Here is a 12,596-nt window from a genome sequence, read left to right as displayed (position 1 = left end):
ACAATAATTATGATGTATTTCAGAGGAAATATTATGACTAAAAATGTAGCTTTGACGACTTCCAAAGTAGGCGTCGGTTTTCGCCAGCAAATGATATTGCTGGCCATTGCCATGGCCGCGATAGCGACAATGCCAGTGTGCGCTATCGCCGATAGCGGTGCGCAAGCAACGAAGTTGGTAGTGCAAGAGGAGCGCACCAGCGATGGTGCAATTCATCGCGATAACGGCGTGTATCGCGATACTCAGCAACGCATCAAAAAACTGAATGACGGTGGACGGCGCGTGGCGGACTATCAATTGTCCAAGGCACAATGCTGGCTAGACGTTTCGTTTCACGAGTACAGCCGCAATGATCGCGGTAACTTTCCTCAAGAAGCTCTGAGCGAGAGCCAACGCATTATTAGCACATTGGAAAAAAATCAAGACGCTGGTCAGGAAACGCCCTTGGTCAATGGTGCAGAAAAATTGCGTCTCGATTTATGGGCGCGTTACGAGCTCTTGAAGAAACACGGAGGATATCAATGCGCAACCCAACAAACCGCCTGTGCGGAAGTCGAGTTGGTGCATGCCGGAAATGAAATCCATGAAGCCGGTTGGCGTCACGCCAAACCCTATGTGCAAATTGCAGAAGACCTGATAGGTGCGGCGGAAAAAGCAGCTGCCAGTTGCGTGCCTGCAGTTGTGCCAACAGCAGTAATTCTGGCACCGGCAGTTACGCCGGCTCTTCCGGTTCCAGCAACCCTGATTAAAGAAAAAATTGTCTTGTCGGCAGATGCCTTGTTTTATTTTGACAAATCCGGCAATGGCGATTTATTGCCAAAAGGTCGTGTCGAGTTAGATGATCTGGCGCAAAAAATCAGCGCAGGAAGAACTGGCGTTATTAGCCTTGATTTGGTTGGTTATACCGATCGCTTAGGTGCTGTTGCGTACAATTTTCGTCTAAGTAAGGCACGGGCAAATACGGTCAAAGTGTATTTGCAAGAGCATGGTGTAAGCGTGCCAATTTCCGTTAATGGACGTGGCTTGCAAGACCAGATCATTGCATGCAAGGGCATCAGTCAGAGTACTGTATTGCACACTTGTTTACAGCCAAATCGCCGGGTTGAGGTATTCGTCACTCAATTGGATCAACATTAAAAGCAAGCTGGCTATTCTTGCCTAATGTGCCAAAAAGGTAAAATTAACTTTTAAACGGAGTTAATTGAGAGCTAAATAGACATTTTTGAGCGCATATTAAGGGCTTAATGTTAGTACTTTTCTGCTCAGGCTTTCGCGCTGTTACAGTTTTGGGACATTGGGCAAGATGGGAAGAACAGGGGAAACGGAACAAATAGTACGGTAAGCCGTTTTCGGGACATTACCCGCTCGGTGTGGAGAACGGAAAACCGGCTTACGCGGCAATTCCTTGTGGGGAGTGTAAGCGGAACCGCTGATTTTTCCGGCAAGAGCTAAAATCCTGTACCGGCGCAAGTTATTGTCAAGCAAATGGTTTTCGATAGGAAAAAAGTGAGGAGTGGGGAAAATCAGCGGTTCTGGCTTACAAGGCCGTAAGGAGGCGAACCCGCCGAGTCGGATTGCACGCGTGGGTTCGTAAAATCAGCAATCACGGTTGTCGTAATCCATACGGACAAGCGACTTTTTTTTAGACGGGTATATTTAGCGCCGTATGTATTGTTAGAGCCTCCTGAGTAATGACGATTTGCCAATAATCGAACTCTAAAAAATCTTATTGCAGTTGACCCAGTCCAATTGCGATTCGCTGGATGCAAACGTTCCACCGGTACGCGGAAGATACACAGTGTCATCACTAACTGTTATCGGAAAGTTGGCGTTGTAGCCATGTAGTGAGGAGTGCTTGGCAGCCGGAACCTCTTTCGGGCGTAAGCCACTATGCTTCCCACTACCGTTTCGGTACGATCATGCTTGATGTGGTTGGTCTCGTCGTGATCGACGGTCTTGCGTCTGTCGTTGCCGACCCATTTGTTGCCTTACCGACGGTGATCGATAGTTCTTCTCCGGCAGTGATGGCCAATTTTTTACCGACCGTGATGCTGTAGTCTTCGCCTATATCGACGGATTTATTTTGACCCACCTTTTGTGAGACCGAGATGCCGACCTGCTCGCTCTGCATCAATGCCACGGTGGTGTTCATCGCACCACCTACCGTGGTCTGAAACAAGCCGCCGATGGTCAGCATCTTGGCAAGACCTATGGTTTCGGTCTTGAGCAGGCTGATCGTTTCCGATTTGTTTCCACCTATGGTGACGCTGCGGTTATCGCCGATTTTGATAGTCTCGTTCTTACCCACATCCTCGGTACGATTATCGCCGACGCTGATGGTCTCGTTATGGTCAACGCGCTCTTTGCGGTTGTTGTGTACCGTGATGGTTTCGTCATTGTCTACCGTTTCAGTGCGGTCATGCTTGATGTGGTTGGTCTCGTCGTGATCGACGGTCTTGCGTCTGTCGTTGCCGACCCATTTGTCTTCATCATGTTCGACTTCGGTGAGCTGGTCTTTTTCTGCATGCAGCCAGAGCTGCTCTTTGCCCATCTTGTCTTCGAAGCGGATGGCGTTGGGCACCATGCCGGTGATCAGCGGACAGTCTGGGTTGCCATCTAGAAATTGGACAATGACTTTGGTTTGGTCTAGCAAGTGAATTTTCAAAGACACCGGCTTGCAACGCACTGTCCATGTAGGTTTCCAAGCACGTGCTGCCACAAAGCGCGTGGATAGTGCGTAGTGGCAGTGTCGTATTTGAGGTTTTCTTCAGTTAAATGTTGGAACGTTCGATTTGATCCTGATTTCCACTAACCAGTATCAATATTTTCCCTAAAGAGATTCAAAAAGACACTTGACCAGACCCTTGGGATTCGCGAACTAGGTCTTCGAGAAGAAGTGTTCATGAAGATTGATTCGATCAACAAGGGCATCTTGCTCGCGACCATCAGGCAGATTTAACAATGCCAATGACGTATCTTTATCATGTTTAGGATCGATTGCTTGTGCTGGCGCATCGGTATATCGCGCATGCTCCATGTTGCGAACACATACTGCCACGAGGCGCATTAATGGTGTGTGGTGGCAGCGCCCAATTATGATGTCCGTGGCGGCTCTAACATCTCACTCCCCATACGCACGACCCAGACGCGTTCAATTCCACATAGTTCTGCTCGCCACGTAATCTCAACAATCAACGCGTTGTCTAAAAAATAGCTTTGACGACGATTGCCTTGTGCAAGGCTACGGGCGGATAAGCCTACGCTGTCACCATCCAGTTTGTTTTGTGCTGTCTGTGGTGTTTCATTTTCCGCATCCAGATCAAATGGAAGCTGGCAAACATTGGCGGTACGGGTTTGAGCAGGTACGATAAACTGAGCTTCAGAGATGATCCAGCGATCAATATCACCTTCTTCGACATAGCCTGCGTGCGGGTGACCGAGCACTAAGCGTAGTCCACGTTCAGGTGCAAAAAATTCGTGGCGTGCTACAGGCGGGGTCGGCATGATTACTTGAGTGCTAACGCCTAAGTCTAATGCCAATTGCTCCAGCCATGCACCAATATTGCGGCAATTAATGCGCTGGCAAATCGCATCGGGCAGCGCCACCGAGTCGAGAATCTCTGTCATGGTTTTCCTGCCGCCGCGCTGCCCGTTTTACCGCCAATAGGTGGGTTATCCGGGTGATGAATACGCTCCCACTTTATGCCGTCGAAACGGGCGATGTCTTTGAATCCGATTGACCAGAGTACGCCATCAGCAGCATCGATCACATTGGCATCTTGCAATTCAGAATGTAAGCCTGTTTGCACTTTCTGAATCGATTTGCCATCATAAAAAAACAAGCCGAGATTACTGGCGAGATACATCGTGTCGTTGAATTTCGTGAGCGAATAAAATAATTGGTTGTCGTCGATGCTACTGAGGTCTTTGAAGCCATCTATCCAATTGCCAAGCAGTAGCGTGCCATTAGCACCGCATATCCAGATATTTTTATTGTCGTCAACATAGATCGCCGTCAGGCGTTCAGTCGTTGGCAGTGCGAGACCAGACCACTGCTTGCCATTCCAGTGATACAGCCTGCCTTCCAAACCGTATGCGCCAGGGATACCTCCGCAGATATAAATATCGTCTTCAGTCGCGCCGTTAATGTCGGCTAAGAGCAAGCGGTCTTCCACATCGGGCGCTTGCAATACTCCATCGTCCATGTGCTCCCAATGGTCTGCGCCGAGGCGCTTGTATACTTGTCCTGCACCACCCACCGCATACAGATGATCACCTATCTGACGCAGCGTGCGCATATAACCCCAGCCTTTGGCGTCTTCGCTGAACACACCTGCGCCGGGAATTTTTTCGATCATAGGGCCGTGTTCGCCCCTAAATTCGATTTGTCCTTCATCAGAAAGAACTAAAAAATCGTCTAAGTCTTCAGTCGACGGACCAAAATAAGCCAATGCCATTGTTCGCCACTTGACATCATGTGACCACCATTTAGGTGGAGGCTCATCTGCCCACTGAAAAATGCGCGTAAATGGAGCAAAGTCGCCAAGCGAATCCCCTGCGCCTGCCAAGATAACGAGATCTTTGGTATATACCAACCCTTGAGTGAACGTAACTTCAGCTCGCATCATTTCCGACCTTTCTTTCTCTTAATTCCGGAATCACCAGCATCATGCGTATCGCCACGCGACAGCGATCCTTGTGCATCCCCCTTAGGCAAAGCCTGCGTAGTGCGCCCGTATTTATTTCTATCTACCCCTTTAAAAGCTTCATCTACTTTTTTCTTGATTTCCTCTTTGCAGTGTGGCTTAACTTTGCCAACTTCATCGGTAGAAATATCAAGAATTTCACCCATGGTCGCTAAACCATTTGGTCCGTTATCTGTACGTTGACCGGCGGCGGCGATTTTGGGGTCAGTAGCTTCATGCGCCTGATTGTGTTCGCTATTTTTTCCTTGATGATTACCCGTTAAACAAATACTCGGGCCATCAGCTTGCGAGGGCATACCAGGAATACGTGCCTGGGCATTTTTACGATTCCCATAACGCAAGGCATAGTCAGGCACGATGTGATGTGCATCTTGTCCCTTTGGACATTTTTGGTCTTTATACGGTTTAATACCGCAATCGCCATCACTACCATTTCCGACTACTTTCACTCCATCACCGACAGGCTTAGGTTTGTCAGGCGTCGGCAGCTTTTTGTCGTTCTCTGGGCTTTTTTTGTTTGCTGTAGGTGCTTGCTTCTTGCCCATGCCTGGAATGAGCTTGGTCAGTTTATCAATCTTACTCATGACCATGCGTTCTGCATAGGAGGTCGCGATTCCCACCATATTAGGTAACTTGCCGCTGACAACAAATTGTGCCCCTGCATCCACAACATTCGCGGCTGACTCCACAATGCCACCGACCGCACCGACCCCGCCGCCGACCGCTGCCACAGCGCCGCCACCAGCGGCGATGATCGCCCCCGGTGCTGCGCCGATCATTCATTATTTTTAATTATCGGATTGGAGGATTATCTGGATGATCGATACGTGTCCATTTGTTACCATCAAAAAATGATAGGTCTTTTGTGCCAAATGACCATATCGTCTGTTCGTTTGCATCCAGTTTGTATGTGTCAATTTCAGGTTCAAGACCCGTATATACTTTCTTAATAGACATTCCGTCATAAACAAACAACCCTTGATTCGCGGTCGATAAATAAACGGATTCTCCAAATTTTGCCAATGACCAAAATGTGAAGTTGTCGTCTACTGTACTTATGTCTTGAAAGCCTGTTTTAACGTTACCCTTAAGAAGGGTGCCGTTATAACCACAAATCCAAACTTCGTCGGCTGAAATACATTTCACATAATTAAGATGTTCATCGGTTTGCAACGGAATTTTTTTCCAGTTCTTTCCATCAAAATGAAAAAGTCTACCGTCAAAACCACATACATAAATATCGTTTTCGTTGTTGCCATCTATACTATTTAAGACGCCATAATTAGGGTCAAGTGCATTGAGAATCTGAAGTGGTGATGACGTTATTAGCACCCATCCGCCATCGTGATGCCTATAAACCTGATCATTGGCCCCACACGCGAAAAGCGTGTCGCCAATCTCACGGATTTGAGTAAGGTATCCTCGGCTCCCTAATCGCAACCCGCTTTCAGGAATTTTTTCAGTAATTGAGCTGCCGTCTTTATTGGAGTAAATTTCAACTTCACCTTCCTTCGATAATGCGCATAGTCTACGCCCCTCAGTTGCAGTGGCTTTTTTTACGCAAACGGATACAACATTGCTTTTGGTGTCGTGGTGAAACCACTTGTCGTCAAGACGACCGATATATGCAAAAAGACGACTAAAAACATGTTCGTTGGGATCATATTCATCCGCGAATGACGCCAGATAAATATAATCATTTTCAACAATGCATCCGTCAATGAACGTTATTTCATTCAAAAAGTTACTAATCAATTTACTCTCCATTTCTAGTCGATTCCAGCTCCACCACTTCTGGTAGCGGTTCCTAATTTAGTTGGATCAAGGTCTTTCGCCCTACCAAACGGATCGGCTCGCAACTTGGATTCAGATCCCATCCCTTTGGATTGATGATATTGGCGTAATTGCTTCTTAAGATCTTCTTTGTCACAACCCGTGACCTTTGCAACTGACGCTGCACCGGCATTTTCCAATTGGCCTAAAGTGGCTGTATTTTTGGGATTCCCAACTGCACCTAATGCCGTTTCGGCCGCATCCATCCACACATGGATTTGGCCGTGCTGGGCAAGTGCCTCCACGTGGCTGGTTATAGAATTTTTGCCCTTCTTAACCCTTGCCCCATCTTTAGCTGAACTCTTCGTAGCTCCCTCCACACAAATACTTAGTCCATCAGCATGCTTGACTGCGCCAGGATAATAAGCGCCATTCTCGCCTGGCTGCTTAAAGCAGTGATCTGGAACGACATGATGTGGCGTACCGCTTGGGCATCCGTCCTTATACGGGCGAAGCTTGCATCGACCACCGTCGTTACCACTTCCGACTACTTTCATTCCATCGCTGACAGGCTTAGGTTTGTCAGGCGTCGGCGGTTTTTTGTCGTTCTCTGGGCTTTTCTTGCTCGCTTTAGGTGCTTGCTTCTTGCCCATGCCTGGAATGAGCTTGGTCAGTTTATCAACCTTACTCATGATCATGCGTTCCCCATAGGAGGTCACGATTCCCACCATGTTAGGTAACTTGCCGCTGACAACAAATGCTGCCCCTGCATCCACAACAGTAGCGGCTGATTCTACGATGCCACCAACAGCACTGACCCCGCCGCCTATCGCTGCCACGACACCGCCACCGGCAGCGACGACCGCTCCCGGTGCTGCACCGATCCCGGTTAAGACCATTGCGCCGCCAACTGCCGCAGTACCGCCACCGGCTGCTGCAATGGTGCCACCTTTATCCATCGCGCTACCTGCAAAGTCATGCAGACTATCTGACACTGTATCTTTGTATTTTTGTGCAGCCGATTTTGTAGCGTCCAGCGCTTTATCGACTAGGCTTTTTTCTGGTTTGGTTTCTGCTTTGGCTTTGGGGCTGGAATTATTCGCAGCATGCTTAGGTGCATTACCGCTTGGCATCTGGGTCGTGGTGTAAATGCCCGGATTATTCCCGCTATTCATGGTATTGGGATCTTTGTCACGGATAATAGGTTGCTTATCAACGTTCACCGTGCTTGACCCTTTTACAGGTTTTACTTCACCATTCACTGTATTGCTTTTAACCCCTTTGGCTACACCTGGATTGTCGCCTTTGCCTTTAGGTTGTGTACTTTTATTCAGGACATAAGCGGGATTGCCGTTAAATTTCACGCTTGCTACGACGCTGACACTATTGCCCAAGTCTTGTACCGTAGGATACGGTAACGGCGGAGTAGCGCTGCCGACTGGCGTTTTATTAAATGAGGGGGCGGTTGAAATTGCCTTGAAATTGGCATTTTTACGGGCACCAATGGGATTAGACATAGGCCATTTCCCCAGCCGCTTCTGGCAATGCATCGCTTGATGTTTGATCAGCCTCAGACATCTGTGCCTTGATCTCGTCTATCTCTTGAAGTAAGCGGTCTCGTTCTTCAAAACTGTGCATGCGCGCTTCGACTACACGAATAGGTACTTCATCGTCTTTCGCCAAAACCGTACGCCACACCAGTGAGAGTTGCATGCTATCGGGTTCAATTATTACCGTGTCAATGACCAGAGGATGCAAGAACATTTCACCACTTTCTAGTCTGATCAGGACATGGCACTCATTGCTTGGCAGAGTTAAAGTCAGCAATGTGTCACCTTGCTGATTGCTCGTGCTCATAGCAGAATTTGGTGCGCATAAATTGTGCAGCGTGATAATTTCATCTCCTTTGAGAAGATCGGTTTGTTGATCAACTGTTGCGGCGTTCCACACTGCAAAATCAAAGTCATGTGGTAACCATGCGTCACTTTTGATAAAGTTGGCATCGATCGTTCCCGTAAGTTTTCTGCGTTCTGGATGCCCTTTGGCACGTACCCCTAATCCAGCGTGCATACGCACACTAGCGTTGTCAGGAAGTTTTCTTCTTAGGCATTTTAAAAACTGCCCTAGTGTTGGTGGGTTATCGGGGTAAGCAATTTGTGGCGCTGGTATTTTTGAGAGGCCAGTCGCTGAGACAAACCAATTTTCGGCAAAACCACGACCGACAGGATTAACATCAAACGCTGTATGAGCAATCGCACGCTGATCCGCAGGCAGTTCAGCGCTTGGATGATTTTCTAACTGTGATGCTGTCAATCTATATTTTTTCCGGATACGTCGCGCAGCCTTGTCCGACACATTAACGATACATTGTCCACCAAAAGCATATTCGGCACGCATCGGTACGGCACTACTTACTTTAGATTTGGTCAGTCGCCAGGTTATCGGTGCAATGATGCCTAGTGTGCCCCAACTTAATAAAGTAGTTAATGCACGCACTGGCCAAATATGCCGTTTGAAATAACGTTCACCCGTGACTGAAAGCGTTTTATCGATCAAAGTTGCGCCAGGCATTTTGCTATTTTTTGCCTGCGCTAGTTGATCACGCCATAATTGCAGTTGCTGATGTGTTGGACCTTGCCACGGGTTGAACCCTTGTGGGGCATCTGGTAATGGCATTGGGACATCCGGTTGCTTTACCAGCAAACGCACTTCAAAACGCTTGCTCGGTTTGCCCTGCGGGGCGTACGCCGTAGCATTGACGATCACATCGCATTTTGGTTTGTACTGACATAAATCTGACTCCTGACGCACGCTACTCTGATTCATTTCGCCAAAGAATTCATCTTCCTCACAAAGAGGGGCTTGTTCGTCAGCGTATTCCAGCTTGCCTGAAGCGAAGCTAAGCGTCTGCCGCAAGACGATGACGTGGAATGTCTGATCATGTTGATCAATACCTTCAAACGCTAGCGCCGGAAAGGGAGTGTGGTTACGAAATTCCATAGCGGTTCTGTTTAATTGATATCGACATCTTTGCCGCTGATTTGTACCGGCCCAGTCGCTTCAAAATTAAATTTGCTGCCATTAATAATGACAGTGCCGTCCGCTTTCATCACTAGGCTCGCTTTACCCACTGTGATGGATAATTCCTCACCCGCAGTGACTGATATTTTTTGCCCTACCTTGGTGATCTGATTCATCCCCACAATCGTCGACATGATCAAGCCGACATTCAGGCTATACCCCATACCGACGTTTTCCATCCGGCCCATGCCGACGTTTTGCATGTAGGCCATGCCTATGGTTTCGGTTTTCATGCGGGCGACGTTGATCGACCAGTTTTTACCTATGCTGTCTTTCTCGTTTTTAGCTATCGTCTTGGTGCGATTCGCGCCTATGCTAATCGTCTCGTTCTTACCCACATCCTCGGTACGATTGTCCCCGATGCTGATGGTCTCGTTATGATCAACGCGTTCTTTGCGGTTGTTGTGTACCGTGATGGTTTCGTCGTTGTCTACCGTTTCGGTACGGTCATGCTTGATGTGGTTGGTCTCGTCGTGATCGACGGTCTTGCGTCTGTCGTTGCCGACCCATTTGTCTTCATCATGTTCGACTTCGGTGAGCTGGTCTTTTTCTGCATGCAGCCAGAGCTGCTCCTTGCCCATCTTGTCTTCGAAGCGGATGGCGTTGGCGTTGCTGTAGCTGCCGCCCGGGCTTGATCTGCTGAGAATACCGCTTTGGGTCTTGTTGGCCGGTAAATCCCAGGCCGGTTTGGTGGCCGCGTTGGGTACCATGCCGGTGATCAACGGACGGTCTGGGTTACCATCTAAAAACTGCACGATCACTTCGGTGCCTACCCGCGGGATCGAGGTCATCCCAAAACTTGGGCCAGACCAGGCGGTGGCCACGCGTATCCAGGCCGAACTTTTTTCGTTATAGCTGCCGACCCTGTCCCAGTGAAACTGCACGCGCACGCGGCCGTATTCGTCGGTGTGGATTTCTTCTCCGGCGGGGCCCGTAACCAAGGCAGTTTGCAGACCGTAAATTTTGGGCTCAGTGCTGTTAAAGCCGCGCCCCGGGCGATACGGGATGATCTTGCGGATGCAGCTAAGATGATTGCTGTAGTGGGCCGGGGTGGCGCTGTCCATCTGGTAGTTATTACTGGCGCTGTGGCGTACTTCCAGAATCAGGAAGGTATCGGCATTGTCATCGCTGCCCTGGACGCCGCTGTCGAAGTGATTGGTGAGCTTAAACCAACGCCCCGGTTGGGCGGTGCGGTCATTGCCGCTGCCTTCAAAGTGCTTGCCTCTGGCTTCGATCTCTTCCATCCGCAGACGCGATTGGGCATCGCCATCGGCGGCATCCTTAAAACCGAAACCGCCACTGTATTCGTAAGATTCTAATTCAAGCACCTCGCCTTGCACGTTACTACTAGGCAGGCTGGCATGCTTGGGGTTAGGATTTTTAAAGTCAAAGCTGGATAAGGCGACACTGCCCGGCACAATATGGCGTACCGGGCTCCAGTCTCCGATGGCGTCGTCTTCTTGTGACCCGGCGGCGCGCTGAAAAGGGATCTCCGACTTAAAACCATCAATCGGTGCGGCCTGGGTGGAATCGTCCGAGAGGATTAAGGTGTGGCCGTCGGCCCTGTGCTCATACCAGTAAAACCAGCCTTGCTGCTCCCAGCGGCGGTGCAAATAATTGTAGTCAGTTTCGTCAAACTGCATGGCGTCGGTAAACGCCGGATCGTTGCTGATGCGCAGTTCGCTATCTCTGACCGGGTAATCGCCAAAGATCTCTTCGGTCTGGTCTAACAGGGTTTTATCGTGGAATAAATAGTTGTCGCGACGCAGACGGCAATACGCCAACCAAGGAAGTAACACCATCTCGTAATACACCTGACCGCCATCGGCTTTGACTAAGCGAAACTCAAACACATAGCCAGAAAAATAGCGCAGGCTACCGTCTTCGCGCGTCAACTCTATGCTAACCAGCTTACCCTGTACTTGTTTAAGTGCGATGCCGGGATCATTCGAGATCACTTCGACGGTAAATTTAAAATCACGCGACACGCCTTCACTGGCATCAAGCCGGTTGACCACCATCAAGGCCTTGGGGCCGTCTTTCTTGGGAAAAGACAGACGCAACAGACGATTGGTTTGACGGGAGGTAAAGAGAGTGGCGAGAACGGCGTCGAGTGAAGTGCTCATGGTCAATAGCGATCGAGGCGAATTTACACCGTGCACCAGGAGCGTGTTGCTCAATATTAAGAGGCCAATGTAAAAACAAAGATTGCTATTATTGCATGTAAATTTGTTTTTAAATGGTTAAATTGTTACTATATGTAATTTACCTTCTCCAGCGCGTAATTGCTCTGCGTCAACGTAGATGCGCAATGAAAATTGATTATGAGGGGGCTGACCAAAACTTAGACTGGTTTATGTCGCAATACCGAGACTATCTCTTCGCTCTTGGGGGCTGGGCGAAGGAAGGGAATTCTAGATGCGCTTTTCTTTATACCACCGAATGTAGGAGTCGACTAAACCCCGAACGGATCTGGACGCGCCTTAACTGGTTATTGCCGCAGCTCATCTTTGGGAGAATAGGCGATGCGGCCGATATTCTCCCTCGCTGGTGCCTGCATTGCGAGGTTAAATAATTCCAAAAATAGTGCATACAATGTGCATATAGGAGTAGACATGGCTACCGCAGAAATGACCGTCCCAACCGGCGAGGCAGTTCCCGTATTTGATCGAAACTTTGACGGGCTCATGAATTTCCTCAATTCCGAGGCGAGCCCATCGATTTCTCCAAAACGATTCGGACTTGTTTTTAGGATAGATATGCAGACCCTCGCGGCGCAGGCACACGTTCACAGGAACACCATCAGACTGGCGCCGGACACCGAGACCATCCAGTCGCACCTGCGTGAATCGGTGCGAGTGATGCGCGCTGCTGCCGATACTTCCGGCAGCATCGAAAAGGCGATCTACTGGTTCAAGAATCATCCGCTGCCGACTTTCGACTACAAGACGCCGCAGGACCTGGTTTCAGAAAAACACACGGAAGCCCTCATCAAGTACATCCAGTCGCTCCAGTCCGGATACACCGGATGATCCC

At 49.1% G+C, this 12,596-nt stretch carries 9 protein-coding genes and 2 pseudogenes; 2 read left to right on the top strand and 9 right to left on the bottom strand.

Going from position 1 to position 12,596, the window contains the following annotated elements; all coding sequences use genetic code 11:
* Positions 1 to 33 precede the first annotated feature (33 nt).
* Complete coding sequence (locus ACO0K8_RS05905; protein ID WP_422945687.1) at positions 34 to 1,137, top strand: OmpA family protein; 1,104 nt, start codon at positions 34 to 36, stop codon at positions 1,135 to 1,137.
* A gap of 764 nt (positions 1,138 to 1,901) precedes the next feature.
* Here ACO0K8_RS05905 and ACO0K8_RS05900 read toward each other — a convergent pair.
* The 9 genes and pseudogenes from ACO0K8_RS05900 to ACO0K8_RS05860 form a co-directional block, all read right to left on the bottom strand.
* Positions 1,902 to 1,985 (bottom strand): annotated as a pseudogene (locus ACO0K8_RS05900) (bacteriophage T4 gp5 trimerisation domain-containing protein); the annotation flags it as partial.
* 53 nt (positions 1,986 to 2,038) lie between these two features.
* Positions 2,039 to 2,638 (bottom strand): annotated as a pseudogene (locus ACO0K8_RS05895) (bacteriophage T4 gp5 trimerisation domain-containing protein); the annotation flags it as partial.
* 455 nt (positions 2,639 to 3,093) lie between these two features.
* Positions 3,094 to 3,627, bottom strand: coding sequence for a hypothetical protein (locus tag ACO0K8_RS05890; protein WP_422945686.1), 534 nt, complete (start codon positions 3,625 to 3,627; stop codon positions 3,094 to 3,096).
* The gene (locus ACO0K8_RS05885) at positions 3,624 to 4,628 is read right to left on the bottom strand and encodes a hypothetical protein (protein ID WP_422945685.1); all 1,005 of its coding nucleotides are present in this window, start codon (positions 4,626 to 4,628) and stop codon (positions 3,624 to 3,626) included. The genes ACO0K8_RS05890 and ACO0K8_RS05885 overlap by 4 nt, the downstream gene beginning before the upstream one ends.
* On the bottom strand, positions 4,625 to 5,485 hold the full coding sequence (locus ACO0K8_RS05880) for a hypothetical protein (protein WP_422945684.1): 861 nt from the start codon (positions 5,483 to 5,485) through the stop codon (positions 4,625 to 4,627). Before ACO0K8_RS05880 ends, ACO0K8_RS05885 begins: the two co-directional genes overlap by 4 nt.
* Before the next feature lie 13 nt (positions 5,486 to 5,498).
* Positions 5,499 to 6,473 (bottom strand): WD40/YVTN/BNR-like repeat-containing protein, encoded by a 975-nt coding sequence (locus ACO0K8_RS05875; protein ID WP_422945683.1) that lies wholly within the window; start codon positions 6,471 to 6,473, stop codon positions 5,499 to 5,501.
* 2 nt (positions 6,474 to 6,475) lie between these two features.
* Complete coding sequence (locus ACO0K8_RS05870) at positions 6,476 to 7,996, bottom strand: PAAR-like domain-containing protein (protein WP_422945682.1); 1,521 nt, start codon at positions 7,994 to 7,996, stop codon at positions 6,476 to 6,478.
* Complete coding sequence (locus tag ACO0K8_RS05865; RefSeq protein WP_422945681.1) at positions 7,989 to 9,479, bottom strand: DUF2169 family type VI secretion system accessory protein; 1,491 nt, start codon at positions 9,477 to 9,479, stop codon at positions 7,989 to 7,991. The genes ACO0K8_RS05870 and ACO0K8_RS05865 overlap by 8 nt, the downstream gene beginning before the upstream one ends.
* Positions 9,480 to 9,490: 11 nt before the next feature.
* Positions 9,491 to 11,686 carry a type VI secretion system Vgr family protein gene (locus ACO0K8_RS05860; RefSeq protein ID WP_422945680.1) on the bottom strand — a complete coding sequence of 732 codons (2,196 nt, stop codon included), beginning with the start codon at positions 11,684 to 11,686 and terminating at the stop codon, positions 9,491 to 9,493.
* A 489-nt stretch (positions 11,687 to 12,175) separates the two neighbouring features.
* Here ACO0K8_RS05860 and ACO0K8_RS05855 point away from each other — a divergent pair, with 489 nt between their 5' ends.
* Positions 12,176 to 12,592 (top strand): DUF2384 domain-containing protein, encoded by a 417-nt coding sequence (locus ACO0K8_RS05855; RefSeq protein ID WP_422945679.1) that lies wholly within the window; start codon positions 12,176 to 12,178, stop codon positions 12,590 to 12,592.
* Positions 12,593 to 12,596 lie beyond the last annotated feature (4 nt).

This window comes from Undibacterium sp. Ren11W, assembly GCF_049340485.1.
GTDB lineage: Bacteria > Pseudomonadota > Gammaproteobacteria > Burkholderiales > Burkholderiaceae_D > Undibacterium.
This window is presented reverse-complemented; position numbering and strand designations above follow the sequence as displayed.

What these genes read in the sequence shown, in the direction of transcription:
- ACO0K8_RS05905 (WP_422945687.1), top strand. Translation starts at nt 34, where the DNA reads ATGACTAAAAATGTAGCTTTGACGACTTCCAAAGTAGGCGTCGGTTTT.
- ACO0K8_RS05890 (WP_422945686.1), bottom strand. Translation starts at nt 3,627, where the DNA reads ATGACAGAGATTCTCGACTCGGTGGCGCTGCCCGATGCGATTTGCCAG.
- ACO0K8_RS05885 (WP_422945685.1), bottom strand. Translation starts at nt 4,628, where the DNA reads ATGATGCGAGCTGAAGTTACGTTCACTCAAGGGTTGGTATATACCAAA.
- ACO0K8_RS05880 (WP_422945684.1), bottom strand. Translation starts at nt 5,485, where the DNA reads ATGATCGGCGCAGCACCGGGGGCGATCATCGCCGCTGGTGGCGGCGCT.
- ACO0K8_RS05875 (WP_422945683.1), bottom strand. Translation starts at nt 6,473, where the DNA reads ATGGAGAGTAAATTGATTAGTAACTTTTTGAATGAAATAACGTTCATT.
- ACO0K8_RS05870 (WP_422945682.1), bottom strand. Translation starts at nt 7,996, where the DNA reads ATGTCTAATCCCATTGGTGCCCGTAAAAATGCCAATTTCAAGGCAATT.
- ACO0K8_RS05865 (WP_422945681.1), bottom strand. Translation starts at nt 9,479, where the DNA reads ATGGAATTTCGTAACCACACTCCCTTTCCGGCGCTAGCGTTTGAAGGT.
- ACO0K8_RS05860 (WP_422945680.1), bottom strand. Translation starts at nt 11,686, where the DNA reads ATGAGCACTTCACTCGACGCCGTTCTCGCCACTCTCTTTACCTCCCGT.
- ACO0K8_RS05855 (WP_422945679.1), top strand. Translation starts at nt 12,176, where the DNA reads ATGGCTACCGCAGAAATGACCGTCCCAACCGGCGAGGCAGTTCCCGTA.